We start from the raw sequence: 25505 nt of genomic DNA on the forward strand, positions 1-25505 counted from the left end.
CGAAAAACTCCTTCTCTCGAGATGAGGCGGTGGTCAGCCCATGCCGCCATTGATGCCGATGACCTGGCCGTTGATGTAGCCGGCAGGCTCCGAACACAGGAACGCGACCAGGGCCGCCACCTCATCCGGCGTGCCCGCGCGCGCAGCCGGCACGATCTGCTTGATCATCTCGTCCGGGAAGGCGTCGTCGGCCATGCTGCCGGCGATCACACCGGGCGCCACCACGTTGACGCTGATGCCGCGACTGGCCATCTCGCGCGCCAGCGATTTCGAGGCGCCATGCAGCGCCGCCTTCGCCGCGGCGTAATTGGTCTGGCCGCGGTTGCCGGTCACGGCAGCCACCGACGACACGCTGACGATGCGGCCCCAGCGTTTGCGCGCCATCGGCAGCAGCAGCGGCTGGGTCACGTGGAAGAAGCCGTGCAGCGACACGTCGATGACGCGCTTCCACTGCGCCTCCGACATGCCGGCCATCGGTGCATCGTCGTGGATGCCGGCGTTGTTGACGATGACCTGGATCGGCCCAGCCTCGAGCAGCCCGTCGAGCGCGCGGCGCGTGACCGCACCGTCGGCGACATCGAACGCCACCGCCTCGGCGTTGCCGCCATTGCCCACGATGTCGGCGACCACGGCTTCGGCACGCACGAGGTTGCCGTTGGCGTGGACGATCACATGCAGGCCGTCGGCTGCGAGACGGCGACAGATCGCGCCGCCGATATCGCCGCTGCCACCGGTGACGAGCGCGCGGCGTAAGGGTGTGCTGGGTGCTGTGCTGGTCATGCCGCGATTGTAGCGGGCGGCCTAGAACCGCCGCAGGGTTGCGCGCCGATGGATCCCGACGCGCCGTCGGATTCACCTGCCGGGCGTCTGCGATCGAAGCAGAGCTGGGCGGTAGACAGGCATGCGGCGGCGCGCGATCGTGCTGCGGCCGGCCTCGATGCGGAGGTCATCAACGCAGGAGCCTCAAGTGTCGATCCGCCCGCTCGCCCTTGCCGACATTGAAGCCGTTAGCGCGCTCTGCCTCGACGCCTTCTCGCAGTCGATCGCACCCACGCTGAAAGCCGAGGGCGTTGCGACATTCGCAGCGATCGCCAGCGCCCCGGCGTTTGCCGCGCGCATGCAGGACGACAATCGAATGCTTGTGTTCGAAACGGATGCGACAGTCGTCGGCATGATCGAGCTCAAGCAGGGGCGGCACATCGCCATGCTGTTCGTCAGTCCGCATGCACAGCGTGCCGGGATCGGTCACCGCCTGATCGAAGCGGCACTCAGGCATGCCCGCACCGACCCGGTCACTGTCAGCGCCTCCTTGCCCTCGGTACCGGCCTATCTGCGATACGGCTTCGAGCGCGCTGGCGCGACTGCCGAGTCCGCCGGACTCATCTACCAGCCGATGACGTTGACGCGTCCGCCCTGAGCGGCGCCTCACCCAACATCACCGCCGCGCGCCCTTCGGCGAGCAGCACGCCGTCGCATGTGATCCGGAAGGCGTACTGCTGGCTGTCTTCGGATTCGACCAGCACCTCTGCGACACATTCGAGATCACCGGCGAGATCGTCGATGCGCGCGGTATGCAGCTGCACGCCGCGCAGCGCGACCAGCATGCCGGGACGCACCGGCGCGCCGCTCTCGCGGGCACGCAGGCCCCCATGCACTGCCATCGCCTGCGCGCCGTATTCGCACAGGTGCAGCGCGCGCAGCTGGCCGTCGCTGCGCAGCGGATTGGCCGGATCGCGATGGGCGGCGCTGCGCAGGGTCACCCGCGCGTCGTCCCAGGCGGTGACCGCATCCCACAGGCACATCGCGCCCTGGTGCGGAATCATCGAGAGGATCGTGTCGCGATCGACGTGGCTCATACGAGAGGTTCCGGTTCGGCGCGTGCCGCCTCGATCGCCGCACGTTGGCGCGCGACCAGCAGCGACAGCACGAAATTGAACACCACGCCGAGCGCCACCGTGCTGCCGATCGCGCGCAGCACCGGAATCGACGACAGCGCGAGCAGGCTGAACACCAGCAGCGTCATCAGGCTGCAGACGAGGATCGCGTGCAGGGTGCGGATCTGGTCCTGGCGGCTGTCGCCGGCATGTTCGAAGAACAGCGCGTAGTCGAGCCCGAGACCGGCGGCGAGGATCAGCGCGACCAGATGGAACAACGTCAGTTCGACGCCCATCAGGCGCAGCACCGCGACGACGACCAGCAGGGTCAGCAGCGTCGGCAGCAGTACGCGCCAGACCCGGCGTGGACTACGCAGCGCGATCCACACCGTGGCGATCAGCAGCACCAGCGCAACCGCCATCGCCGCGAGCACGCGGCCGCGGTACTCGATGACCAGCGATTCGGACGCGTCCTTCATGTCGAGCAGGCGTACGTCGACGCCGGGCGCACCCGCCTGCGACGCGAGCGCGATGACATCGGCCGGATCGTCGAGGCCGCTGAGCGACACGAGTGCGGTCGATCGGCCCTCGCCTTCGAGCAGCAGGCCGGACACCGCGGTCGCCAGCGGCGAGCCTTCGAGATCGGCGCGCGTCAAAGGCGCAGCGGCCTTGGCGCGTGCGACGTCCTCGACGAAGGGCTCGAACACGTCGTCGTTGAACGCGGAGTCCGTCAACGCATCGGCGAGCATCGCGCGCAGCGCATCACTGTCGGGCAGCGCGGCCTGACGCGCGCGTTGCGCATCGGCGCCGGGCAGATAACGCGCGGCCATGTCGTAGCCATCGAGCCGGCCGGCGGCGACCAGCGCGTCGAGCGCCGGCCGCAACGCGGCGGTCGCGCCGAGCGCGGCGTCGCTGTCGGCAGACTGCGCGACCAGCACGTAGCGCACGTCGGGCGCGCCGAGTTCTGCGCGCAGTTCGGTATCGCGCTGCATCGACTCGGGATCGACCGGCGTCAGCTTCGACAGATCGTTCTGCCAGAACGCGCCGGGACTGAAAGCGATCGCCGCCACTGCGCCAACGGCCAGCACCGCCAGTGTCCACTTCGGCCGCGGCAGCGCTTCGATGCGGTGCCACAACCGCTGCAGGTGCGGTGATTCGGCGAGGTCCGGCGGTGACGGATCGACCAGACCCGGCAGCAGATAGCGCGTGGTCAGCGCGGCGACGCCGAGCGCGAAAATCGTGAACACCGCGAGCTGGCGCAGGCCGTCGACGCCCGAGAACAGGAACGTCGCATAGGCGATGCAGGTTGCGACGACGCCGGTCGACAGCGCCGGCCACAGCCCGCGCACGTTCTTCCACGGCGACAGGCCGGCGCGCTGGTGACTGAAGAAGTGGATCGGATAGTCCTGCACCACGCCGATCAGGGTGAAGCCGAAGGCAATCGTGATGCCGTGCACGCCGCCGGGAAACAGCAGCGCGACCGCGGTGAGCCCGGCGATGCCCGCACTCGCGAGCGGCAGCACGCCGAGCAGCGGCATCTTCCAGCTGCGGTAGGCGATGAGCAGCAACAGGATCAGGCCGATGGTGTCGACCAGGCCGATGCGCTGCGCTTCGGCCTGGGTGCGCCCGCCGATGTCGACCGAGAACGCGCCCGGGCCGACGACTTCGAGCGTTGCCCCGCTCGCGCCCGCCTGCTGCGAGAAGGTGTCGCGGATCGTGCCGACCGCATCGAGCTGACCGGTCGGATCGAAGCCCGCGGCGCGTGTCTCGACCAGCAGCAGCGCCTGCGCGCCGGCCTGGTCGAACCACACGTCGTGCAGCCGCTGCGGCGCGCCGGCGGGCTGCCAGGCTTCGGCGAGCGCGAGGACTTCGAGCGTGGGATCGGATGGAATCAGCGGCTCGACGAGACCGGCGGCCGGCGAGCCGAGATCCTGCAGGCGCGCGTCGAGCGCATCGCGCAGGGTGTCGGCATCGAGCGGCGCGTCGTCGAACGTCGACGTCAGCAGATAGCGATAGGGCAGCAGGTCCTGCGGAAACGCATCGAGCCCGGCCTCGCCGCCGTTGGCGACCAGGGTATAGCGCGGATCGCTGGCCAGTGCGTCGTGCAGGTCGCGCGAACGTTCGGCGAGCACTTCGGGTGTATCGCCGGAGATCGCCAGCATCAGCAGGCGCGACCCCGGGCCGTCGCCGAGTTCCTCCATCAGCAGGCGCTGTTCGGGCGTGCGCGCATCCGGCAGGAAGCGCCGCAGGTCGCCGCTGAATTCCAGTTTCGCCGCGGCGATCCAGCCCAGCGCGAGCAGCGCCAGCAACCACGCGACCGCCAGCGTCAGCCGCAGGCCGGGACGCTGCAGCAGCGAATCGCGGAATCCGGTGCGCCCGCTCAACGCGGAACGTCGTGGCACAGCCGCTGCGCGGCTTCGAGCGAATCCACGGTGGCCGCGGCGGTGGCGGCGCTGCCGAGCAACGTCGGCTGCGCGTCGCCCTGCTTCGGCCGCGTCTCGATGCAGCGCAGTTCGGCGTCGCGGCCGCGCAGCACGATGCCGGTCACGCGCGTGGCAGTGCGCGGATCGCGCGGGGTCAGGGTCAGCGTCCAGTCCGCCGGCACGCCGTCGGCTTCGAGCGCATAGACCGATTCCAGCGCCTTGCGGTCGCCGGCGAGCAGCGCGCCGAAGCTGCCCTGCAGGGCGGCGAGTTCGGGCACGCGCGACAGCGAGAACGTACGCGGGCTGCGGCCTTCGCGGGCGATCGTCGCCTCACCGGCGCGGATGGTCGTCGTTTCCGCGTACGGCGTGCGCACCTCGCGCACCAGCGTGTCGCCGTCCGGGCGGCGGTACTCGCCCGACAGCTGCAGCGGGCGCTTGAGCATCGAGGAGACGCGCAGTTCGACGAACGGCGTGGCGGTGGCGCCGTGCTGGGTCAGGCGCTGCAGGATCCAGTCGGCATCCACGGTGCGGCCGGTGGCGATCACCGGCGCGGGCACACGGTCGCGCGACTGGTTCGCGCGCGGCGCGGGATCAGCGGTCTGCGCCGCCGCCCATGTCGGCAGTGCGAGCAGCATCGCCAGCAGCAGGCAGAGCGCCGGCCACGGGCGCAGGGACGTCGCGCTTGTCATCGGCACCTGTCCAGAAGTCATAGAAGTTGAACCAGTTGTAGGGGGCACTGCGTGCGTGATGTTCCAGACGCGCGGCGTAACGGTGGATGAGCGCGGCCACGCCGGCCTGGCGTTCTCGGCGTGGCAGGTCGATGCCTTCGCTGAAAGGTTCGAACACCAGGTCGTAGCGGTTACCACCACGGTACAGGCCGAACGCCAGCATCACCGGCACCTTCAGCACCGACGCCAGCAACCACGGCGCGACCGGGAACGGCGCGGGCGCGCCCAGGAACGGCACCGGCATCGTCACGCCGCCCTCCTGGCTGCGATCGACCAGCAGCGCGACCATCGCACCCTGCGCCAGCCCTTCCTGGATCGCCAGCGCGACCGCCGGGCCGCTCTCGCCGGCATCGATCACCGTCGCGGCGACTTCGGGATTCAGCGCTTCCAGCAATTCGGTCATCGCCCGGCCGTGTGCGCGGTCGAGCACGACCCGGATCTTGTAATCGGGACGCTGGCTGGCGAGCACGCGCAACACTTCGAAGCTGCCCAGGTGCGAGCCGAACAGCAGCACGCCGCGACCGGTGTCGAGATGTCGATGGAGGACATCGAGTCCCTGCGGATGCACGTCGAACCGGCGCGTGTTCTCGCTGAGCAGAAACAGCCGGTCGAGGATGGTCGCAGCGAAGGTACGGAAATGCCGGGCGACTTCGCCCAGTGTCGCCGGCCGGCCGAACATGCGCGTCAGATACTTCCGCGAATCGCGACGCTCGGGCCCGCGGCGGAGCATGAAATACAGCGCGATCGGATGCAGCAGGGCGCGCGCCGGCGCGCGTCCGCAGTTCGATGCGAACACCAGCAACGTGCGCAGCGCGAGCCGCCCGCCGCCTTCGCGGCGCGCCTTCCACGCAGCACTCATGCCAGCGCGGGACCGTCGCCGACGAGCTCGCCGCTCGCGAGCAGCACCCCGTCGCGTTCCACCCGGAAACGCCAGCGCGGCACGCCGTCACGGCGGGTGTCGTCGAGGACGATCTCCGCCTGTTCGCCCGGCAGTAACGGCTGCACGAACTTGACCTGCGGCAGGCGCAACGCGCCCTGCGGGCCGTGCACGGCCTCGACCGCAGCGACCACGCGATCGAGGATCACCACGCCAGGCACCAGCGGCTGGCCCGGGAAATGCCCCGGCAGGCAGGGATGCGCGGCGTCGATGACAAACGTATGCGACGCCATCGGTCAGCGCCTGCCGAGCATCGCGGCCACGGCGTCCTGCGCCTCGCGCGCAACCGCTTGGCGGCCTGCAGCGCCGATGCGACCTTCGACGCGGATCGGCAGTCCCACCGTTGCCCGCATCGGGCCCCGGCAGGTGCGGAAGAATCCGGTCGGCGGCAGCACCCGGCCGGTGCCGTGCAGCGCGATCGGCAGCACATCGACGCCGGCATCGATCGCGGCCTGGAACGACCCCGACTTGAACTCGCCCATGCGGCCGTCACGCGAACGCGTGCCTTCGGGAAACAGGCACAGCGACTTGCCCGCGCCCAGCAGGCCGGCGACCTGGCGCCGCAGCAGCGGCCCGGCGCGGCGGTCCTCGCGGCTGATGAAGAGCATGCCCGTGGCGCGCGCATACCCGGCGAGGAATGGCACGCGGCGCATTTCCTCCTTCAGCAGGAAGCGCAGCGGCACCGGGACGCTCATGAACAGCACGCAGATGTCGAGCAGCGATTCGTGGTTGGCCACCACCATGTAGGGGCGGTTCCAGTCGATGGCATCCGCGCCTTCGACCGTCAATCCGCCGGCCGGCCCGACCAGGCCCGGCGCCCAGTGGGTGCGCGCCATCTCCAGCGCCAGGTCAGGCCGGCCCGTCAGCGCCTGGCGGACCAGCGACACGCTGATCCAGCCCGCCGTCCATAGCAGGGTGTACAGGCATTCGAGGACGTTGCGCGTGCGTGCGGACAGGGCCGCGAACGCCGCCGCCCCGTTTGCGGCACGGGTCTGTCGGTATTCCATGTGCGGATAGGATATCCCGTGTGACCGCCGTACATCGCGCCGGATGCGTTCAGCAAATGCCGCGTCAGCGCAGCAGATCGCGCCAGAACACCGGACCCAGCCCGGCGAGCTTGCGCAGGAAATCCAGAAATCCGGCGTAGCGGCCCGGGAAGCGGCGCTTGCGGAACGCGAACTCGACAACGAAGAACCCGCCGATCACGCTGTAATTGAGCAGGTTCGCCCACAGCGACCATTGCTCCTGGGTGATCGGCAGCGGCGATGCTACACCCACGCTCTCCAGCAACCCCGCCGGGCTTGCGATCAATGCGAGCAACAGGTTGGCGCCGGCCATCAGCAGCAGCACCCCGGCCCAGGCCGCGGTCAGATTGCGGGTGTAGCGGCGCAGATCAGGCTCGAGTGCCTCGGGCCCGTTGCCGCCTTCGATACCCAGCACGATGCGCGTGATCAGCGGCACCGAGCCTGCGCGCAGGGTGCGTGCGAACAGCCAGGCGATCGCGACCACAAACACCACCGGCACCAGCAGCAGCGGCAACGCCGCGTGCCCGGCGGCATACAGCGCCCACGCGCCCCAGGCCAGCAGCGGCGTGGCGACGTACGCCCACGGGCGACGGGCCAGCAGCGGTTCGATGACCACCATCGCGATCAGCAACGCCAGCGCGCCCAGCGCGAGGCCGTCGTGGTGCCAGCGACTGGCCAGATGCGCCAGGGCCGTGTAACCGAGCCCCAGCAGCAATTGCAGCAGCAGGATCAAGTGGTGCGGTGCTGCTCGATGTGCGCAGACAGCGCGCGCAGCGAGGCGAAGATCTGCCGGTTCTCGTCGTTGTCCGAACGCAGCTGGAAGCCGTAGCGCTTGCTGACGGCCAGGGCGAGTTCCAGGGCGTCGATCGAATCCAGACCCAGGCCGGCGTTGAACAGCGGCGCCTCGGGATCGATGTCGGCCGCCTGCACGTCCTCCAGGTTCAGGCTCTCGACCAGCAGGTCGGCGAGCGCGCGTTCGGCTTCGGTTTGGGCGGACATCGGGGCTTCCGTGGAATGACAGGGGTGCCACGATCCGGCATCGGACCGGCGCGCGCAAGCACTCCAGGCCGCGACAGGGGCTTGCCGTTATGATGCGCGCCTGCCCGCCGCCCATTTCAGCCGGATGACACCCACGCCGCACGCGCCCGCCAGCCCCGATGCACCCGCCCGCGATGTCGATGTGGTGGTGATCGGCGGCGGCCCGGCCGGCAGCACCGCGGCCACCCTGCTCGCCCGCGCCGGCCATTCGGTCGTGCTGCTCGAGAAGGACACGCACCCGCGGTTCCACATCGGTGAATCGCTGCTGCCGATGAACATGCCGATCCTCGCCGAGCTGGGCGTGCTCGATCAGGTCCGTGCGATCGGCGTGCACAAGGCCGGCGCCGATTTCCCGCTGCCAGGCGACGCGGCCCGCAGCCATGTATTCCATTTTACCCGCGCGCTCACGCCCGGCACCGATTACGCCGTGCACGTGCGCCGCGACCAGTTCGACCAGCTGCTGTTCGCGCACGCGCGGCGCAGCGGCGTGGAGACGCACGAGCGCACGCGCGTGGTCGAGGTGGCCTTCGGCGCCGACGGACGCCCTTCGCGCGTCGACGCCGATGGCCCGGACGGTGCGCGGCTGCGCTTGCGACCGCGCTATGTCATCGATGCCAGCGGCCGCGACACGTTCCTGTCGTTGAAGCTCGGCACCAAGCGCAAGAGCCGCGCCCACCAGTCGGCCGCACTGTTCAGCCATTTCCGCGGCGTGCGCCGGCACCCGGGCGTGGATGCGGGCAACATCACCATCGCCCGTTTCCCGCAGGGGTGGTTCTGGCTGATCCCGCTGCCCGACGATGTGATGAGCGTGGGCGCGGTGTGCTTCCCCGAGTACCTCCGGCAACGCAATACCGACAAGGGCCGTCTCGACAACGAGGCGCTGCTGATGCGCACCCTGCAGGGCAATGCGGCCGTGTGGGCGCGCATGGAAGGCGCCGAGCGCATCGCGCCCGTGCACGCGACCGGCAACTATTCCTACGGTGCCACGCGCATGTCCGGCCCCGGCTGGATGCTGGTCGGCGACGCTTACACCTTCGTCGATCCGATCTTCTCGTCCGGTGTGTTCCTCGCGATGGACAGCGCGCGCCGCGGCGCCGCGGTCATCGATGCAGCGCTGCGGGCCCCGGAGCGCGAGGCCTCTTTGCAGCGCGCGATGCAGGCGCGGCTCGAACGTGGCCTGCGCCACTTCACCTGGTTCATCCACCGCTTCAACACCCCGGTCATGCAGCGCCTGTTCTCCGCGCCGCGCAACGACCTGCAGGTGGAGCAGGCGGTGATCTCGATGCTCGCCGGGGACGTGTTCGACAACGCAGCCGTCCGCTGGCGTCTCTACGTCTTCCGGCTGATCTACGCCATCAACGCCGTCGCGATCGCACCGCAGGCGCTGCGCGGCTGGCTGGCCCGGCGCCGCCAGGCCGCCGCCAGCTTTCGCGGCGACACCCTGCACGAGGGCAACCCATGAGCCGACCGGCGCCGCTGCACCCCGAACCGCTGCCGCGCCTGCGCGTGGACTATGTGGAAGACACCGCGCCGGCCGAGCTGCTCGCGCAGGCCGACGTGCTCGCCGTGCTCGGCTTCGGCGATGCCGCGCCGGTGCTCGACGATCCGCGCTGGCTGCGCGTGCCGCTGCAGCCCTATGGCGCCGCGCCGCTGGAAGTCTGGCGTGGTCAGGCGCCGGTCCATCACGGCCGCGACGGCGACATCGCGTGGTCCACCGACGGCCACCTGATGTTCGGCGCGATCGAAGTCGACGAGCCCGAAGGCCACACCGGCGAGGGCGATCACAGCGGCATCCTGCTCGCCGCCGAGCACGCCTATCGCGAGCTGACCCGCTTCATCGGCCAGAGCGAGTTTCCGCACCTGCTGCGGATCTGGAACTATCTCGATGCGATCACCCACGGCGACGGCGACACCGAGCGCTATCGCCAGTTCTGCGTAGGTCGCGCGCGCGGCCTGGGCACCTTCGACACCTCCCAGCTCCCGGCCGCCACCGCGATCGGCCGTTGCGACGACGCACGTACCATCCAGGTCTACTGGCTGGCCGCGCGTCTGCCGGGCATTCCGGTCGAGAATCCGCGCCAGGTCAGCGCCTACCAGTATCCGCGCCAGTACGGCCCGCAGGCGCCGAGCTTTGCCCGCGCGATGCTGCCGCCGGCCGGCAGTGCGATCCCGCTGATGCTCTCGGGCACGGCGAGTGTGGTCGGCCACGCCTCGCAGCACGAGGGCGAACTGCTGGCCCAGCTCGACGAGACCTTCGCGAATTTCGATGCGCTGATCGCGTCCGCACGCACGCACCGCCCCGACCTGCCGGCAGAATTCGGTCCGGGCTCGCGGCTGAAGATCTATGTGCGCGATGCCGCGGACCTGGCCGCCGTGGCCGAGGCATTCGACGCACGCTTCGGGGATCGCCTGCCGCGCGTGGTGCTGCATGCGGCGATCTGTCGTCGCGAGCTGGCGCTGGAGATCGACGGCGTCCACGACGCCGGCTGAAAGCTGCGTTGCGCTCCATGTGGGAGCGCGCTTGCGCGCGATACTCGGGAAAGGCGCTGGCTGATCGATGTGTTCGATGCCGACGCTGTATCGCGTTCGCGACCAAGGTCGCTCCTACAATGACGCCCATTCCCGCCTGCGACGCGGCGTCGCAGGCCGTCCCAGAGGCGCACGCGTAGAATCCGCGCCATGACCCGACTCGATACCCGCATGCGGCGGATGCGCCGCGACGACTTCTCGCGCCGGCTGATGCGCGAATCCACGCTGACCGCCGACGATCTGATCTATCCGGTGTTCGTGCACGAGGCCGACGGCCGCGTCGCGATTCCGTCGATGCCAGGCGTCGAGCGCCTGTCGATTGACGAACTTCTGCGCGTCGCCGAAACCGCGAGCGCACTGCGGATTCCCGCACTCGCGCTGTTTCCGGTCACCGCACCGGAGGCCAAGTCGCTCGACGCAGTGGCCGCGTGGGATGACGACGGCCTGTGCCAGCGTGCGATCCGGGCGCTGAAGTCGCGCTTCCCGGAGCTCGGCGTGATCACCGACGTCGCGCTCGATCCCTATACCTCGCACGGCCAGGACGGCATCACCGACGCCAGTGGCTATGTCGTCAACGACATCACCGTCGATGCCCTCGTGCAGCAGGCGCTGAGCCACGCACGCGCCGGCGCCGACGTGGTCGCGCCCAGCGACATGATGGATGGGCGCATTGGGGCGATCCGCGACGCGCTCGAAGCCGACGGCCAGGTGCACACGCGCATCCTCGCCTACGCCGCCAAGTACGCCAGCGCGTTCTACGGTCCGTTCCGCGACGCGGTGGGCTCGTCCGGCGCGCTCGGCAAGGCCGACAAGTCGACCTACCAGATGGACCCGGGCAACTCGGACGAGGCGATGCGCGAGATCGCGCAGGATCTCGATGAAGGCGCGGACATGGTCATGGTCAAGCCTGGCATGCCCTACCTCGACGTCGTGCGCCGCGCCAAGGACGAGTTCGGCGTGCCGGTGTTCGCCTACCAGGTCAGTGGCGAGTACGCGATGTTGAAAGCCGCCGCCGCCAACGGCTGGCTGGACGAGCGCAAATGTGCGCTCGAAGCCCTGCTCGGCTTCAAACGCGCCGGCGCGGACGGCGTGCTGACCTATTTCGCACTCGACGCCGCACGCTGGCTGCGCGAGGGCTAAGGACGGCGGCGACGCCGCGTTCGTGTTCGACGGCAACGCCCGGCACCTGCCGGGCGTTCTGCTTGAGGCACACCGGATACCGCGACGGTTCCCATCGACGAGGCAAGGCGCATCGCGGCCATCGCCGTTTCGCCTCCGCCCATCAAAGAAAACGCCCGGGCAAGCCCGGGCGTTTCCGTACGACTTGAAGCAAGGGATCAGTTGACCGTCAGCACCACCGGCGCGGCCGCCTTCGGCGTTGCGGGATCGTTGCTGGTCACGCACAGGTGGCCGACGTGGCGACCCGCGCCCAGACCGGCCGCGCTCACCGCCAGACGGTTGGCCTGGCTCGCGCCCGCCTGCACCGTGCCCGACGCAGGCGTCACTGCACCAAGCCACGGCGCACCGCAGGTCACTTCACCCAGGATGCGCAGGGACAGGCCACCGAACGAATTGTTCGGCGTCCAGGCAGTGGCAGTGGTGGCATTGGTGGCGGACAGGGTCATGAAGCGGCTGTCGCCCGCTGCCGTTGCGAACCACGCCCAGCCGGTTGCATACGGACCACGTGCGTAGGTCACCAGCCAGTAACGTCCAGCCGGCAGCACCACGTTCTGACCGGCCGCGGCCAGGTTCAGGCCGTAGTTGGTCCCCGACACGCTGACGCCGGCACCGTTGAGGGCACTGGTGTACTGCCACGCGGCCGCGCCTGGCGCCGTGATCGGGTTGCCTGCCGGCAGACCGTTGACGTCCGGATAGATCGCCCAGCCGAGGCTTGTGCTCGTCGAGGTGCCACCCACCGCGAAGCCTTCGTTGAACAGCGCGGTGATGCGGGTCTCTGACTGCAGCACGAAGTCGTCTGCCGCGAACTGGGCGAGCGGCGTACCCGCGTCGGTGCGGTGCACGCTGCGGAAGCCGTTGCCGATCGCGCCGCGCAGACGCTCGTCGACCTTCAACGCACCGCTGCCGGTGTTGGCCACGGTGTAAGCCAGCGGCGAGCCACCGGTGTTGCCGACCGAGCCGACCGCCGTCCCGCTGCGGCCTGCCGCGAGTGCCAGCGTGATCGCATCGGGCAGCTTGACCACCGGCGCCTGGATCGCGATCGCGATCGGCAGCGTCAGCGGTGTGCGCTGCACGCCCAGGATCGGACCGCTCGACTCCAATCGCATCTCGCCGAAGTTGAAGCTGCCGTTGGCGGCCATGCCGCGGGTATTGACCGTGATGCGGACCGAGGCGCTGCCGCCCGCCGGCACCTTCAACATTGAAGGCACAGCCGTGGCGTTGACGCCCGTGAAGCTCACGCGCCAGCTCGATGCGCTGCCGTGCGGATTGCGGAACGTACGCACGAAGCTGCAGCTGGTGTAGCAGTTGCGGCTCGCCATGCTCGGCTGGTTGAGGGCGGACACATCACCGCCCAGCGCCGGGTCGGCCGCAAGGTAGTTCGCCTTCGTTTCGTGCATCACCAGACCGGCATTGATCGCACGGTCGACCTGGATGCGACCACTGCCCTTGTCGAACGGGGTGCCCAGGGTGACCTGGTCTTCCTTGAACACTTCGGTCTTGGCGGTCATCGCGAGTGCGGATTTGATCTCGGGCACCGTCCAGGTGGGACGCGCCTGACGGATCAGGCCTGCAGCGCCCGCCTGGTGCGGCGATGCCATCGAGGTGCCGTTGTACAGATCGACCGCGTTTTCGAAGCCGGTGATCGTGGTGCCCGCGATAACGGCGAGGATGCTGACGCCGGGCGCGGTGACGTCGGGCTTGACCAGATCGAACGAGCCTGCCGGACCGCGCGAGCTGAAGGCACCGAGTGCATCGGCGACGTTCGGCAACACCAGCGGCGGGTACTGCACGCCGGCGGTCGCAGCCGGATTGGCGGCCACGAAATCACGCAGCACGTTGGCATCGGCCTGGGGCATGCCGAACACCGGGACCGTTGCACCAGGCACCGACGGAATGATGGCGCCGGCAGCGTTGTTGGCGATGACGACCGCAACTGCGCCCGCGTTCGCCGCGTTGATCGCCTTGTCCGAGAACGGGCAGGTGCCGCGGCGGACCACGGCGATCGCACCCTGGAAGGTGTTGGCCGGGTACGCCACACAACCGTCGTTCGGGCCGTCGATACCGCTGCTGACACGCAGAGCGGTGGTGCCGGGAATCGTCGCGTTGAACGCGACGCCGCCCGAGCCTTCTTCCACCAGCACCGGACGCAGCGACTCGGGCACGTTGCCCGGGCCGGTCACGTCGAGCGCGAGCGCGAACGACCCGCGACCGTGCTGCGATGCTGCCGTTGACGACACCCACGGCTCCAGGTGCCCCATGGTGTTCGGGCCCGGACCGCTGTTGCCGGCCGACGACGCCACGAAGATGCCCGCGTCGGTCGCATTGAGGAACGCCAGCGACACGGCCTCGGTCCACGGCTGCGCGCCGCCACCGACCGAGTAGTTCAGTACATCGATGATGCCGTCGGCAATGGCCTGGTTGACGGCTGCGACGGCCGAGCTGTTCGGGCACAGGCCCTGGCCGGTCGCGGTGTTGGTGTAACAGATGTCGTAAGCGACGATGTTGCCGCGCGGCGCGACACCGGAGATCCGGCGCGTATTGCCGCGGAACAGCACGTCGCGGTGGTTGCCGGCGACCGTCGAGGCCACGTGGCTGCCGTGTCCGTTGGTGTCGCCGAAGCCGGGCTCCTCGCGGACGTTGGGCTGGCCGCAGGTGTTGCCCGGCGCGCCACAGACGAAGTTGTAGCCGCCGATCAGCTTGTCGTTGCAACGACCGGCGTCGACCTCACCCGTACGGCAGGTGCCGAGATAGGTGCCCGCGCCCAGTGGATTGATGTGCTGATAGCCGTCGATCGGATCGACCGCGGTGAACGACGGCGCGCCGAAGTTGATGCCCGAATCGAGGATGCCGTAGACGATGCCCTCGCCCTGGAACTGGCCGGTCGCGCCCGACCAGGTGCCGTCCCAGACGGCCTCGGAACCGATCAGCTTCGGACCGGTGTCGGTGTCGAGCACGTACTCGCGATACGCCTCGACCAGTTGCACGTCGGGCAACTGCGCGATGCGCGTGGCTTCGGCCGTCGTCAGCTCGACCACCACGCCGTTGAGCGCGTGCTGCATGCGGTATTCGACATCGATCGGCCGGCCGACGCGCAGCGCCATCGCGCCGACGAGATCGGACTGGCGACCCTGCAGATAACCGACGTAATTGCGCGCGCTCGCACTCTTGACGTCGAGGCGTGACTTGCCGCGTGCATCCGTGCGCCGCGCGGGCGCGGCGAGACCCGGGATCCCGCCCTTGTAGCCGGCCAGGGCAGGCTCCTCGAACACCACGATGTAGCGCTCGGGCGTGCCGGAGGACAGCGCCGGCGCCGCAGGCGTGGAGACGCGTCCCCCGGCTGCGGTCGCAACTGAGGCATCAGCGGCGGAGGCGCCGAACAGCGAACCGACGCTGGCCTTGGCGGAATCGACCGCGTTCCCGATAGCGGGAACGCGGGACGGGAGCGCGGTACTTGCGACCGCGACGACGGCGAGGCCGAGCAGAGCCGAAGCCACTCCGACCTTTCGAATGCGTGACATGGATGTATCCCCTCGTGATGGACCTGCCAGACCTGGAACGACGATGCCGCCCAACTGCCGACTGCATCGACATCCTTCCCTCCGATGGCGGGCGAGCCCCCCTGCCAGACCACCCATCAGCATGTGACGTTGTATACGACTTTCTGACGCAGCAGGGCATGCCCGCGCCAAATTCCTGCGCCTGAGGTGCCGTGCTGCGACGCTGGCGTCGCGCGGCGCAGCTAGACTGCGCCGACGCCAGCCCGGCGCGCCGCATTCAGAGATTTCCATGTCACCTGCCCGCCTCGCCGTATTCGGCCACCCGGTTGCGCATTCACTGTCGCCTCGCATCCATGCCGCGTTCGCTGCGCAGACCGGGATCGCGATCGCCTACGAGGCCATCGATGCGGCGCCCGACGTATTCGCCGATGCCCTCGCGGCCTTTGCCGCAGCGGGCGGGACCGGGGCGAACGTCACGCTGCCGCTCAAGGAACTCGCGCACGGCCTGGCCTCGACGCGCAGTGCGCGGGCCGAGCGCGCCGGCGCGGTCAACACGCTGGTGCGGCGGGGCGATGCCTGGCACGGCGACAACACCGATGGCGCGGGCCTTGTCCGCGATCTCACCGAGCGGCATGGCCTCGATCTGCGCGGCCGCCGCAGCTTGCTGGTCGGCGCGGGCGGCGCGGCGCGCGGTGTCGCACCGGCGTTGCTGGAGGCTGGCATCAGCGAACTCTATGTGGTCAACCGCACCGCATCGCGCACGGACGCATTGGCCGACGCGCTGGGCGAGCCCGGGCGCGTACATCCGCGCTATCTCGAACAGCTCGAAGAGCTGGGCGAGTTCGAGCTGATCGTCAACGCGACTTCGGCCGGCCGCGGCGGCGCCATGCTGTCCTTGCCGCGCTCGCTGGTCGGCGTGCGCACGGCGGCGGTGGATCTCAGCTATGGCGAAGCGTCGGTGCCCTTTCTGGCCTGGGCACGCGCGCACGGTTGCCGTGATGCGATCGACGGCCTCGGCATGCTGGTCGAGCAGGCCGCCGAGAGTTTCGCGCTGTGGCACGGCGTGCGCCCGGAGACCCAGGCGGTGTTCGAGGCGCTGCAGTCACAGAGCGCTCTACTGGTCAATGCGGACTGAGGGTGATGATGCGCATCGAAGATATTCTGCTGGTGGTCGCCGGCGATCTGCCGGTCCGGCTGCCGGTATTGATCGCACTGGTTGTCGGCCTGGCGCTGGTGGCACAGCGCCGCTCCCTGCCCACGGCATCCCGCACCCTGGGGCTGATCGGCTTCGGCGTGCTGCTGCTCATGCAGCTGCTGAGCATGTTCGCCTTTCCCATGCTGCAGATGTACATCATCAGCGCCGCGATGCCGACCGAGCAGATGCAGATGATGTTCACGCTGATGACGGTGCCACTGGCGCTGCTGCATGCGACAGGGCTGGTGTTGCTGGCCTTGGCGATCGTACGCAGCGCGCGTTGACCCTCGTGCAGTGCCGGGACGGCTGCGCGGCCTGCTGCATCGCGCCTTCGATCACGTCACCGATTCCCGGCATGCCGCACGGCAAGCCCGCCGGCGTGGCGTGCGTGCAGCTCGATGCACAGTTGCGCTGCCGCTTGTTCGGGCAACCGGAACGGCCTGCGGTCTGTAGATCGCTGCGGCCCGCGATGGATATGTGCGGAGATTCGCGCGAGGCAGCATTCGCGATGCTCGAAGAACTCGAGCGGATCACGACTCCCTGAAGCGCATCGGCGTATCCCCTGCGGCTGCGCTGCGGGTCTTCGAATGACGCAGGGTGTATCCGCACACACGAAAAGGGCGGCCTGAGCCGCCCGTCCGTGACACTTGGCGATGTCTCAACGGCCCTTGCGGACGTCGTCGCTGGCCTTGCCGACCGCGCTCTGGACCTTGCCGGCGGTCTTCTGCGCCTTGCCGGCCACCTCCTTGGAGGTGTTGCCCGTGACCTTGCCGGCTACTTCCTTCGCGGAGCCCTTGACCTGGTTCTTGATGCCTTCGCTGCGGTTCTTGTCCACGTTGCGGTCTCCCGTCTGCTGGATTGCAGGGTACGAACGATATGCGCCGCGCATCGCCATGCCGAAGTGAAGACCCCGCGTGCAGGTGCACGCGGTGGTGGAAACGTTCAGTCGTTACAGGATCGGCGCGCCGCCGGTGACCGCATACCGGCCGCCGCTCATGTAGCTCGCCTCGTCCGATGCCAGCAGCACGAAGATCGGCGCGCATTCGGCCGGCTGTCCCGGCCGCTTGAGCGGCACCTGCGAGCCGAACGATGCCACCTCGTCGGGCGGCATCGTCGAGGGAATCAGTGGCGTCCAGATCGGCCCGGGCGCCACTGAATTCACGCGGATGCCCTTCTCGGCGAGCAGCTGCGCCAGGCCCGCGCTGAAATTCGCGATCGCGCCCTTCGTCGCCGCGTACGGCAGCAGCGTCGCCTTGGGCTTGTCGGAATTGATCGAGCTGGTGTTGATGATCGATGCACCGGGCTGCATGTGCGGCACCGCGGCCTTGCACAGGTGGAACATCGCGCCGACGTTGACCTGGAACGTGTAGTCCCACTTGTCGTCGGGAATCTCGTCGAGCGAGTCGTAGCTCATCTGGTAGGCAGCGTTGTTGACGAGGATGTCGATGCGGCCGAAGGCATCGACGGTCTTCTGAACGATCGCACGGCAATGCGCCGGCTCGGCAATGTCACCGGGGACGAGTTCGCAGCGCCGCCCGGCGCTTTCGACAAGGCGCTGTGTCTCGCGCGCATCCTCGTCCTCATTGAGATAACTCACCAGCACGTCGGCACCTTCGCGTGCATACGCAAGCGCAACCGCGCGACCGATACCGCTGTCGCCGCCGGTGATGATGGCGACCTTGCCTTCGAGCCGGCCGCTGCCGCGGTAGCTGTCTTCGCCGTGGTCGGCGGGCGGATCGAGTTTCCTCTCGACGCCGGGGACGTCCTGTTGCTGGGCAGGCTGGTTCATGGCAAATGTTCCTGGGTGCGGGGCCTGCCACGCTCGCCCCGATGTCGTCGAACGACCGTGAAAGCACATGCATTGATCGCGCTCTCGCGTCTGCAATGCGCCCGCGCGCGCACCACACGCGACTGATACGTCACGGACGCGTGACCGAATCCTTACATCCCCGAAACACAACGCTAAGGTTCGCGTTGCTCTAATCCGCGACCGCGCCTGAACAGGCGTGATCAAGGGCGAGGTGGCATGGCTGCCGGTGGTGTCCGGCAGCGCGTGTTCCGCGCGCGGTTCGACGTCTCCTGCACGCGAATGTGCCCAGCCCGTCTCGACATTCCGCACCCCAGAGGCTCCTTCCGCACGATGACGTCCGCTCCCGATCCCCACGCCCGCACCCGCACCCGCCACCGCATGGCGATGGCCACACTCGCCGCTGCGATTCTCGCCACGCCCGTCTTCGCACAGACTTCGCCTGCACCTGTCTGTGATCCCGATGCGCCGATCCCCGGTTGCACGCCGGCCGACGCTGACGCGCCATCCAACGCGCCTGCAACCGAAGACGCCAGCGTCGACACACTCGATGCCGTGCAGGTCCGCGGCGTCCGTGCCAGCGTCGCCGGCGCGCTCGATGCCAAACGTGCTTCGCCGCAGATCACCGATTCCATCGTCGCCGAAGACATCGGCAAACTGCCCGACAACAGCGTCGCCGCAGCGATGCAGCGCATCACCGGCGTGCAGGTCGCACGCGGCGGCGCCGAGGTCGGCACGGTCCTGGTGCGCGGCCTGCCGAACGTGGTGACCACGCTCAACGGCCGCAACATCTTCACCACGACCGGGCGCGGCGTCGCGCTGGCCGACATCCCCGCCGACCAGCTGCAGCAGGTCGACGTCTACAAGACCAGCGGCGCCGAGCAGATCGAAGGCGGCATCGCCGGCGCGGTCGACATCCGCCTGCGCCGTCCGTTCGATTTCGAGGACGACAGCACCGTCGCCGGCAGCGTGTCGTCGCTGTATGCCGACCAGGCGCGCGAAACCGCGACCAACGGCAGCCTGACCGGCAGCACGCAGTGGGACACGGGCGTCGGCCGCATGGGCGTGCTGGGCACGGTGTCGTACCAGGAAACGCCGTATCTCGAATCCAATACCTTCCACGGCACCTATGACCGTGTCGAGAATCCACTCGACCCGTCGCGGCAGATCCTGGTGCCCTACAACGCCGGCAATCTGCAGGCGCAGGGCCTGCGTCGACGCAAGGCGGCCAATGTCGCATTCCAGTGGCAGCCGAGCGAGCGCACCGAACTCTGGGCCGACGGTTTCTACACCGGCTACCGCAATCGTCCGCGCGTGAACTACTGGATGCCGTTCCCGGGATCGCTGTCACCGCAGAACACCGAAGCGCTGTCCACCCGTCCCGGCACCGACATCCTGCAGCGGATCGAACTTCGCGACAGCGACGTGCTGTCGAGCACGCAGGCGCACGAGAACAGCTCCGACACCTGGCAGGCCGCGCTGGGCGGCAGCTGGAAAGGCGAGCGGCTGAAGCTGTCGACGGAACTGGCCTACACCTACAGCGAATCCGACAACCGTTCGATGGTGCTCGACGCCAACACGACCGTGCCGCGCCTGATTGTCGACAGCAGCGATGGTGTGCCGTTCACGTCGGCGACCAACGCGGACGGCAGTGCCGTTGATGTCACCGATCCTTCCGCGTATCTGCTCAGCCAGTACTACGACAGCTGGAGCCGCCAGGAGGGCGACGAATGGGCATGGCGCGGCGATGCCAACTTCGCGTTCGACAGCGGCATCGTCAGTTCGATCGATGCCGGTGTGCGGCTCGCACGACGCCAGGCCTCCAACATCGGGGGCGACCCGGGTGCCCAGGACAACCTCAGCGGCGCGGCGATCCGGATGTCCGATATCCCGGGCCTGTCGCAACTCTCGCCGGGCAACATCCTCGATGGCGATCGTGATGTCGGCATCCATCGCTGGGTCGGCGCGAACCGCGACTTCCTGCTCGGCAACACCGCGCTGATCCGCCAGGCGATGGGCCAGTCGCCGGAACGTCCTGGTGCGAACCCGGCAATGTACTTCGACAACCGCGAAGACAACGACGCTGCCTATGTGCAGGCGAACTACGGTTTCACGCTGGGCTCGATTCCCGTCGATGGCCGCCTGGGCGTACGCCATGTACGGCTGGAGCGCGCGCTCAACGGCACCTCGCTGGTGGATGGCGTGGAGACGCCGGTGCAGAACACCAGCGTACGCACCGAATGGCTGCCGAGCTTCAGCGCGAACCTCTCGCTGCGCGAAGACCTGATGCTGCGTGTGTCGCACAGCCAGTCGGTGTCCCTGCCGCAGTTCGCCGACCTCAATCCGCAGCTGGCACTGTTTGAATCCACCGACACCCTGCCCGCACGTGGCAGCGGCGGCAACCCGGATCTGGCGCCGGTGGAATCGAAGAACTTCGATGCATCGCTGGAGTGGTATTTCCAGGACAACGCGCTGCTGTCGCTGGCGGCCTTCCATCGCGATGTCGACGGCTACGTCCAGATCTACGCCGAAGACGAACGCATCGACGGCACTACGTACCAGATCACCCGTCCGCGCAATACCGGCAGCGGCACGCTGCGCGGCGTCGAGGTCGGTTACACGCAGTTCTACGATTTCCTGCCCGGCGCGCTCTCGGGTCTGGGCACGCAGTTGAACGCGACGTGGATCGATGCGGAAGCCGAATCGCCAGACGGCGTGATGCAGCCGCTGGCGAACGTGTCACGGCGCGCCTGGAACGCGGTGCTGATGTACGAGTACGAGGCCTTCTCCGCGCGGCTGGCCTACAACTGGCGCGACGACTACGCGGTGAGCTTCAGCGCATCGGGCGATCAGCCATCCGAGGTGTTTCATGGGCCGGAGACGTTCGTCGACCTCGCGTTGAACTACGCGATGGACGACAACATCACGGTGTTCATGGAAGCGACCAATCTGCTCGGCAGCAAGACCCACAACTACTTCGGCAGCCCGGAGTTCCTGCGCGACCGCGCGTCGCCGGAGCGCACATACATGCTCGGTGTCCGCTTCCGGCTGTAACGGGACGTGACGCGCCGCGGCATCGACCGATGCCTCGGCGCGTGCGTCAGGCGCTGACGCTGGCGAGCGTCGCAGGCGCGGTGTCCTGCCGGGTCTGCAGCGGCATCGCGAACGCCAGCCGGCTGCCACCGGGCGTCGGCGTGACCGCGAGCCGGCCCGCATGGGCACAGGCGATCTCGCCAGCGATGAAGAAATCCCAGGCGCGCGGCCCGCGCATCGGGCCGCCCGGGGCCGCGGACGTGTCGACCACGCGGCCGAGGTCCTCGCCCGACAACACCAGCCCGGGCGCTTCAACGGCAAGTACCAGGCTGCCGGCCGTGGTCGTCGCCTCGATCGACACGGCCGCGTCCGCGGCAACATGCCGGAGCACGTTGAGCGCCAGATTCACCAGCAGCTGACCCAGACGCGCGGGGTCGCAATCGACATCGATCCGCACGGCCGTCACCAGGACGCGCTGCGGATAGGCGCTCACGACTTGCGACAGCACACGTTGCAACTCAGCGGCCAGCGTCGCCGCCGGGGTCCGCACCAGGGGCGCGACCGGGACCAGCTTGTCGTGCGCGAAATCGGCGATGCCGCCCACCAGCGCCGCCATCCGCCAGAGATTGGCCTCCATCGCCGCGACGCGCTCGCGGGTGTCGGCATCGAGTCCCGGCGTGGTCTTGATCAGATAGGCGTCCATGACCAGCGCCTGGATCGGTTCCTTGAGATCGTCGCTGACTTCGTTGATGAAGCGCTCGCGCAGCTTTGCCACGTCCAGCGCGGTGTGCAGCGCGGCCTGGCTGAGCGCATAGCGCTCGTCGCTCTCGAGCTGTTCGCCGATGAGTTCGGCGAACAGCTCCATCATCTGCAGGGTTTCCGGCGCTTCCACCCGGGACGGCAGGGGATCGATCGCGCAGAGCGTGCCGAAGAACTCGCCGCTGGCCCGATGGATCGGCACCGAAATGTAGCTTTCCAGACCGTAGAGGCGTGGCGTGTGGTGCTCGGCGAACTCCGGATTCGTGCTGGCATGGCCGAACACCACCGGCTGGCGATGCTGGCGGATCTCGTCGCAGATGGTCGTCCGCAGTTCCAGCTCGCCGCCAGCCTGCAGGCCGAACGCCACCTCGTCGCGCACGGCGCAGGCAATCCAGCGGCTATCGGTCACCCGCGCAACCGCGGCGAAGCGCAGGCCGGTGGTGCGGGTGATGACTTCGAGGATTTTCGGCACAGCGGCAATGCGGGTGACGGCATCGATATCACGCTGCACCTGATTCGGAACGTCCATAAGACAGGCAGCCGACAGGGATGCGCCAGCCTACGCCGGCGGGTCCCGTGCTGCCACCGCGACATCCGCTACACGCGCCAGCGCCCACGCTGCGTCTTTCCCCTTCCTGGATGCACGATGCGCCTGCTGGCCGGTTGCGAACTCGTCGTCGAAGCGGAGGTCGACTGTGCCGTCGTGGCGATGCTCCGTCCCCGCAGTGGCGATGCCCAGTGGCTGGTGAGCGAGCACTACGCCTTCGATCCCGACGTGCGCCCCACCGAGTTCGTCGATTCCTTCGGCAACCTGTGCCAGCGCTTCGTCGTCCACAGCGGGCGCATGCGCATCCGCACCGAACTCGAAGTCGAGACCGAACGCGAGATCGCGGTCGCGCCCTGGAGCGCGCCGATGGCGCCGGCCTCGCTGCCGGATCACGCCCTGCAGTACCTGCTGCCCAGCCGCTACTGCCCGAGCGACCGTGCCTTCGAGCGCGCCCAGCAGATTGTCGACGAGGCTGGCCCGCGCGCCGGCCAGGTCGGCGCGATCGTCGCCTGGATCCGCCGCCACATCGAATACCGCTACGGCGTCAGCGACGCCACCACCGATGCATTCGACACGATGGCGCACGGCGCCGGCGTGTGTCGCGACTACGCGCACGTCGGCATCACCCTGTGCCGCAGCCTGCGCATTCCCGCGCGCATGGTGGTCGGCTATCTCCACGGCCTGGAGCCGATGGACCTGCATGCCTGGTTCGAGGCCTACCTCGACGGCCGCTGGTACACGTTCGACGCGACCCAGTCGGCGCCCCGCGGCGGACGCATCGTCGTCGCCTACGGACGCGATGCGGCAGACGTGGCATTTCTGACCAACTACGGCCTGCTGCAGACGGTCGAAATGCAGGTCTGGGTCGGCGAGAAGCCCTGACCGGCGAAACACGCAGGACATCACGACTGGCCGAAGGTCCAATGCCGCACGCGGCGCGCACGTGCTGACATCCGGCCACTGGCCATCTCCCCACGCGGCCAGATCGCGACCGACGCCGTCGGCCGCGCCACCTGTGTGCGGCCCGCGGGCCGTGGGAGATGTCCGATGTTCCGAGCGTCCGATCGCCGCAATGCGCGGCTGCTGCGACTGTTGCTGATCCTGTTCGTTGTCACATGCGCCTCGGCCACCCACGCCGCCTGCCGCGATGCGGTGGTGCTGGTGCATGGCAATGCCGGCACGCCCGCGCAGTTCGACAACACCTACGTCGAGCTGCGCGCCCGCGGCTGGACCGATTTCGAGATCCTGCGGCCGAACTGGGGCAGCAAGGTCTGCGCGGCGTGCAACGACCACAGCGGCAGCGAGGAGACGCCGGTGCTCGACGCGCTGGTCGAGGCGATCGCGCGTTCGTGCACCGGCAGGATCGACGTCATCGGGCATTCGATGGGCGTCACGCTGGCGGCGAAGCAGATCGTCGACTACGGCCTCGCCAACGAGGTCGCCAGCTTCGTGGGCATCGCCGGTGCGTATCGCGGCCTGTGGAGTTGCGGCACCTATCCCTGGAATGTCGTCACCTCGACCTGTGGCGCGCAGGGCCTATCGGTCAACAGCCCGCTGCTGGCGTCGCTGGCCGGCAAGCCGCTCGGCATGAAGACCTATTCGATCAAATCGTGGATCGACCAGATCGTCTGCTATGGCGGGCTGTGCACGGTCGGCGGCGTGCACAGCTCCACGTTGCCTGGCGAAAACGCGAGTCACACGATCGCCACCGGACACTTCGGCCTGCTGACCGACACCGCGGTGCTGCAGGTCAATCTGATCCAGTAGCGCGATGCATGCGTGCGACGCGGCGCACGCTGCGTCACACGCGTCACGACAAACCGAGAAACACCCGCATGCGCGCGAGTTCGGCATCGAGTCCATCGCGGAACGCCGCATCGCGCGGCGCCTTGCCTTCGACGTAACCCAAGCGCGTGTCCAACGCGCCGTCGACGACCGACACATTGCCCCAGCCGATCACGCGATCGCCCCAAAGCAGCGGCAGCGCGTAATAGCCGAGTGTGCGTTTCGGCGCAGGCGTGTAGGCCTCGAAGCGATAGCGCCAGTCCCACAGCAGTTCGAAGCGACGCCGGTCCCAGACCACGGGGTCGAACGGGGTCAGCAGCCGGACCTCGGCATCGGGGCGCCAGCGACGACCCTGCGGCGACTCGTCCGCCGGCCAGATCCAGTCGATGCCCTCGATACGCGCGCCGCCCAGTCGCGCGCGCGAACGTGCCAGGGTCGCCGCGCGTGCGGCATGCCACTGCGGCACGCCGCGTCCCAGATACGACATCAGCTGGCGCAGGCTGGCTGCAGGCAGCGGCGCATACTTGCGCACCAGCAGATCGAGCATGTGATCCAGGCGCCGGTCGATCTCGTCCGCATCCAGCACCGTCGCGTCCTGCTCGCGCAGTGCATAGACCCGCGTGCCGCCGTCACGCCGCGCAACCCGCAGCAGGCCGCGGTAGTGCATGCCGTCGAGCAGTTGCGTGCTGGCATTCGACGAGCCGCCGAACCAGTTGCTGACCTTGCCGTGGGCGAAGTGCGCGTCGACCTCGCGCGGATGCACCGCGCCACGTTCGGCGATGAAGTCGCGGACTGCATGCGCCTGTCGCCAACGCGCGGGCGTCCAGTCCTCGCGCGCGACACGCGGATGCATCAGTGCCTGCGTGGCGCGCGGCAGGAAACCGTAGTTGACGAAGAAATCCTCTTCCAGCGCCAGCCGTGGGTAGCGCCGTTCCAGGTCGCCGGCGCGATAGTCGATGACGCGATGGCGCAACGTCAGATCCTGCGCACGCGCCGGCGCGCGGATCGGATCGGCCTGCACGAAGCCCAGCTTCGTGACCGCGCGCATCAGTGTGGTCGGCTTGAACAGCGAGCGCGCCACCGCGTGGCGGCGCAGATGATCGAGGGTCAGCGGCGGCATCGCCGCATGATGCCAGTCGCCGTGTCGGT

At 68.7% G+C, this 25505-nt stretch carries 24 protein-coding genes; 10 read left to right on the forward strand and 14 right to left on the reverse strand.

From position 1 onward, the window contains the following. Window positions 1–33: 33 nt before the first annotated feature. A complete protein-coding gene (gene fabG / locus J2W68_RS11270) occupies window positions 34–780 on the reverse strand; it encodes a 3-oxoacyl-ACP reductase FabG (RefSeq protein WP_310235870.1) in 747 nt (248 codons plus the stop codon). Between the two features lie 121 nt (window positions 781–901). On the opposite strand from fabG, the gene J2W68_RS11275 reads away from it, so the two are divergent. Continuing rightward, a complete protein-coding gene (locus J2W68_RS11275) occupies window positions 902–1417 on the forward strand; it encodes a GNAT family N-acetyltransferase (RefSeq protein WP_310235873.1) in 516 nt (171 codons plus the stop codon). Here the strand turns inward: J2W68_RS11275 and J2W68_RS11280 are convergent. From J2W68_RS11280 to J2W68_RS11315, 8 genes are all read right to left on the reverse strand, one after another. Beyond that, complete coding sequence (locus J2W68_RS11280) at window positions 1380–1856, reverse strand: phosphotransferase (RefSeq protein WP_310235876.1); 477 nt, start codon at window positions 1854–1856, stop codon at window positions 1380–1382. The genes J2W68_RS11275 and J2W68_RS11280 overlap by 38 nt on opposite strands. Continuing rightward, window positions 1853–4258, reverse strand: coding sequence for an MMPL family transporter (locus tag J2W68_RS11285; RefSeq protein ID WP_310235879.1), 2406 nt, complete (start codon window positions 4256–4258; stop codon window positions 1853–1855). The genes J2W68_RS11280 and J2W68_RS11285 overlap by 4 nt, the downstream gene beginning before the upstream one ends. Beyond that, window positions 4255–4986, reverse strand: a complete 732-nt coding sequence (locus J2W68_RS11290; RefSeq protein WP_310235881.1) for a LolA-related protein — start codon at window positions 4984–4986, stop codon at window positions 4255–4257. The genes J2W68_RS11285 and J2W68_RS11290 overlap by 4 nt, the downstream gene beginning before the upstream one ends. Continuing rightward, complete coding sequence (locus J2W68_RS11295) at window positions 4889–5884, reverse strand: acyltransferase (RefSeq protein WP_310235883.1); 996 nt, start codon at window positions 5882–5884, stop codon at window positions 4889–4891. The genes J2W68_RS11290 and J2W68_RS11295 overlap by 98 nt, the downstream gene beginning before the upstream one ends. Further along, window positions 5881–6195 carry a hypothetical protein gene (locus tag J2W68_RS11300; protein ID WP_310235886.1) on the reverse strand — a complete coding sequence of 105 codons (315 nt, stop codon included), beginning with the start codon at window positions 6193–6195 and terminating at the stop codon, window positions 5881–5883. Before J2W68_RS11300 ends, J2W68_RS11295 begins: the two co-directional genes overlap by 4 nt. 3 nt (window positions 6196–6198) lie before the next feature. Continuing rightward, a complete protein-coding gene (locus J2W68_RS11305; protein ID WP_310235888.1) occupies window positions 6199–6969 on the reverse strand; it encodes a lysophospholipid acyltransferase family protein in 771 nt (256 codons plus the stop codon). A gap of 64 nt (window positions 6970–7033) precedes the next feature. Further along, window positions 7034–7720: a ketosynthase gene (locus J2W68_RS11310; RefSeq protein ID WP_430539715.1), complete on the reverse strand. Its 687-nt coding sequence runs from the start codon at window positions 7718–7720 to the stop codon at window positions 7034–7036. Then, window positions 7717–7986 carry a phosphopantetheine-binding protein gene (locus J2W68_RS11315; RefSeq protein WP_159680767.1) on the reverse strand — a complete coding sequence of 90 codons (270 nt, stop codon included), beginning with the start codon at window positions 7984–7986 and terminating at the stop codon, window positions 7717–7719. Before J2W68_RS11315 ends, J2W68_RS11310 begins: the two co-directional genes overlap by 4 nt. A gap of 124 nt (window positions 7987–8110) precedes the next feature. On the opposite strand from J2W68_RS11315, the gene J2W68_RS11320 reads away from it, so the two are divergent. The 3 genes from J2W68_RS11320 (at window position 8111) to hemB (ending at window position 11694) form a co-directional block, all read left to right on the forward strand. Beyond that, window positions 8111–9487, forward strand: a complete 1377-nt coding sequence (locus tag J2W68_RS11320; RefSeq protein WP_310235891.1) for an NAD(P)/FAD-dependent oxidoreductase — start codon at window positions 8111–8113, stop codon at window positions 9485–9487. Beyond that, window positions 9484–10515, forward strand: a complete 1032-nt coding sequence (locus J2W68_RS11325; protein ID WP_310235894.1) for a pteridine-dependent deoxygenase — start codon at window positions 9484–9486, stop codon at window positions 10513–10515. Before J2W68_RS11320 ends, J2W68_RS11325 begins: the two co-directional genes overlap by 4 nt. Window positions 10516–10704: 189 nt before the next feature. Then, window positions 10705–11694 carry a porphobilinogen synthase gene (gene hemB / locus J2W68_RS11330; RefSeq protein ID WP_310235896.1) on the forward strand — a complete coding sequence of 330 codons (990 nt, stop codon included), beginning with the start codon at window positions 10705–10707 and terminating at the stop codon, window positions 11692–11694. A 197-nt stretch (window positions 11695–11891) separates the two neighbouring features. Here the strand turns inward: hemB and J2W68_RS11335 are convergent, their stop codons facing one another. Beyond that, the gene (locus tag J2W68_RS11335) at window positions 11892–15251 is read right to left on the reverse strand and encodes a S8 family serine peptidase (protein WP_310235898.1); all 3360 of its coding nucleotides are present in this window, start codon (window positions 15249–15251) and stop codon (window positions 11892–11894) included. 268 nt (window positions 15252–15519) lie between these two features. On the opposite strand from J2W68_RS11335, the gene aroE reads away from it, so the two are divergent. The 3 genes from aroE to J2W68_RS11350 are packed head-to-tail and all read left to right on the forward strand — an operon-like array spanning window position 15520 to window position 16969. Then, on the forward strand, window positions 15520–16365 hold the full coding sequence (gene aroE / locus J2W68_RS11340; RefSeq protein WP_310235901.1) for a shikimate dehydrogenase: 846 nt from the start codon (window positions 15520–15522) through the stop codon (window positions 16363–16365). 8 nt (window positions 16366–16373) lie between these two features. Beyond that, a complete protein-coding gene (locus tag J2W68_RS11345) occupies window positions 16374–16709 on the forward strand; it encodes a hypothetical protein (RefSeq protein ID WP_310235903.1) in 336 nt (111 codons plus the stop codon). 5 nt (window positions 16710–16714) lie between these two features. Next, the gene (locus tag J2W68_RS11350; protein ID WP_430539720.1) at window positions 16715–16969 is read left to right on the forward strand and encodes a YkgJ family cysteine cluster protein; all 255 of its coding nucleotides are present in this window, start codon (window positions 16715–16717) and stop codon (window positions 16967–16969) included. Between the two features lie 114 nt (window positions 16970–17083). Here the strand turns inward: J2W68_RS11350 and J2W68_RS11355 are convergent, their stop codons facing one another. Both J2W68_RS11355 and J2W68_RS11360 read right to left on the reverse strand, forming a co-directional pair. Further along, the gene (locus J2W68_RS11355) at window positions 17084–17260 is read right to left on the reverse strand and encodes a CsbD family protein (protein WP_310235908.1); all 177 of its coding nucleotides are present in this window, start codon (window positions 17258–17260) and stop codon (window positions 17084–17086) included. A 114-nt stretch (window positions 17261–17374) separates the two neighbouring features. Beyond that, a complete protein-coding gene (locus tag J2W68_RS11360; protein WP_310235910.1) occupies window positions 17375–18214 on the reverse strand; it encodes an SDR family oxidoreductase in 840 nt (279 codons plus the stop codon). A gap of 351 nt (window positions 18215–18565) precedes the next feature. Between J2W68_RS11360 and J2W68_RS11365 the strand changes: the two genes are divergently transcribed. Beyond that, the gene (locus J2W68_RS11365; protein ID WP_310235913.1) at window positions 18566–21286 is read left to right on the forward strand and encodes a TonB-dependent receptor; all 2721 of its coding nucleotides are present in this window, start codon (window positions 18566–18568) and stop codon (window positions 21284–21286) included. A gap of 46 nt (window positions 21287–21332) precedes the next feature. Here the strand turns inward: J2W68_RS11365 and J2W68_RS11370 are convergent, their stop codons facing one another. Next, window positions 21333–22553, reverse strand: a complete 1221-nt coding sequence (locus J2W68_RS11370; RefSeq protein WP_310235915.1) for a GAF domain-containing protein — start codon at window positions 22551–22553, stop codon at window positions 21333–21335. 117 nt (window positions 22554–22670) lie between these two features. On the opposite strand from J2W68_RS11370, the gene J2W68_RS11375 reads away from it, so the two are divergent. Together J2W68_RS11375 and J2W68_RS11380 are read left to right on the forward strand one after the other, a co-directional pair. Beyond that, window positions 22671–23453 carry a transglutaminase family protein gene (locus tag J2W68_RS11375; protein WP_310235918.1) on the forward strand — a complete coding sequence of 261 codons (783 nt, stop codon included), beginning with the start codon at window positions 22671–22673 and terminating at the stop codon, window positions 23451–23453. Between the two features lie 165 nt (window positions 23454–23618). Next, window positions 23619–24338 carry an alpha/beta fold hydrolase gene (locus J2W68_RS11380; RefSeq protein WP_310235921.1) on the forward strand — a complete coding sequence of 240 codons (720 nt, stop codon included), beginning with the start codon at window positions 23619–23621 and terminating at the stop codon, window positions 24336–24338. 43 nt (window positions 24339–24381) lie between these two features. Here J2W68_RS11380 and J2W68_RS11385 read toward each other — a convergent pair whose 3' ends face one another. Beyond that, window positions 24382–25476: a DNA glycosylase AlkZ-like family protein gene (locus tag J2W68_RS11385; protein WP_310235924.1), complete on the reverse strand. Its 1095-nt coding sequence runs from the start codon at window positions 25474–25476 to the stop codon at window positions 24382–24384. Window positions 25477–25505: the final 29 nt, after the last annotated feature.

The organism is Luteimonas terrae (assembly GCF_031457535.1).
In the GTDB taxonomy this organism is placed as follows: domain Bacteria; phylum Pseudomonadota; class Gammaproteobacteria; order Xanthomonadales; family Xanthomonadaceae; genus Luteimonas; species Luteimonas terrae_A.

What these genes read in the sequence shown, in the direction of transcription:
- hemB (WP_310235896.1), top strand. Translation starts at nt 10,705, where the DNA reads ATGACCCGACTCGATACCCGCATGCGGCGGATGCGCCGCGACGACTTC.
- J2W68_RS11315 (WP_159680767.1), bottom strand. Translation starts at nt 7,986, where the DNA reads ATGTCCGCCCAAACCGAAGCCGAACGCGCGCTCGCCGACCTGCTGGTC.
- J2W68_RS11325 (WP_310235894.1), top strand. Translation starts at nt 9,484, where the DNA reads ATGAGCCGACCGGCGCCGCTGCACCCCGAACCGCTGCCGCGCCTGCGC.
- J2W68_RS11365 (WP_310235913.1), top strand. Translation starts at nt 18,566, where the DNA reads ATGACGTCCGCTCCCGATCCCCACGCCCGCACCCGCACCCGCCACCGC.
- J2W68_RS11360 (WP_310235910.1), bottom strand. Translation starts at nt 18,214, where the DNA reads ATGAACCAGCCTGCCCAGCAACAGGACGTCCCCGGCGTCGAGAGGAAA.
- J2W68_RS11280 (WP_310235876.1), bottom strand. Translation starts at nt 1,856, where the DNA reads ATGAGCCACGTCGATCGCGACACGATCCTCTCGATGATTCCGCACCAG.
- J2W68_RS11370 (WP_310235915.1), bottom strand. Translation starts at nt 22,553, where the DNA reads ATGGACGTTCCGAATCAGGTGCAGCGTGATATCGATGCCGTCACCCGC.
- aroE (WP_310235901.1), top strand. Translation starts at nt 15,520, where the DNA reads ATGTCACCTGCCCGCCTCGCCGTATTCGGCCACCCGGTTGCGCATTCA.
- fabG (WP_310235870.1), bottom strand. Translation starts at nt 780, where the DNA reads ATGACCAGCACAGCACCCAGCACACCCTTACGCCGCGCGCTCGTCACC.
- J2W68_RS11290 (WP_310235881.1), bottom strand. Translation starts at nt 4,986, where the DNA reads ATGACAAGCGCGACGTCCCTGCGCCCGTGGCCGGCGCTCTGCCTGCTG.
- J2W68_RS11320 (WP_310235891.1), top strand. Translation starts at nt 8,111, where the DNA reads ATGACACCCACGCCGCACGCGCCCGCCAGCCCCGATGCACCCGCCCGC.
- J2W68_RS11300 (WP_310235886.1), bottom strand. Translation starts at nt 6,195, where the DNA reads ATGGCGTCGCATACGTTTGTCATCGACGCCGCGCATCCCTGCCTGCCG.
- J2W68_RS11305 (WP_310235888.1), bottom strand. Translation starts at nt 6,969, where the DNA reads ATGGAATACCGACAGACCCGTGCCGCAAACGGGGCGGCGGCGTTCGCG.
- J2W68_RS11335 (WP_310235898.1), bottom strand. Translation starts at nt 15,251, where the DNA reads ATGTCACGCATTCGAAAGGTCGGAGTGGCTTCGGCTCTGCTCGGCCTC.
- J2W68_RS11375 (WP_310235918.1), top strand. Translation starts at nt 22,671, where the DNA reads ATGCGCCTGCTGGCCGGTTGCGAACTCGTCGTCGAAGCGGAGGTCGAC.
- J2W68_RS11345 (WP_310235903.1), top strand. Translation starts at nt 16,374, where the DNA reads ATGCGCATCGAAGATATTCTGCTGGTGGTCGCCGGCGATCTGCCGGTC.
- J2W68_RS11385 (WP_310235924.1), bottom strand. Translation starts at nt 25,476, where the DNA reads ATGCCGCCGCTGACCCTCGATCATCTGCGCCGCCACGCGGTGGCGCGC.
- J2W68_RS11380 (WP_310235921.1), top strand. Translation starts at nt 23,619, where the DNA reads ATGTTCCGAGCGTCCGATCGCCGCAATGCGCGGCTGCTGCGACTGTTG.
- J2W68_RS11295 (WP_310235883.1), bottom strand. Translation starts at nt 5,884, where the DNA reads ATGAGTGCTGCGTGGAAGGCGCGCCGCGAAGGCGGCGGGCGGCTCGCG.
- J2W68_RS11275 (WP_310235873.1), top strand. Translation starts at nt 902, where the DNA reads ATGCGGCGGCGCGCGATCGTGCTGCGGCCGGCCTCGATGCGGAGGTCA.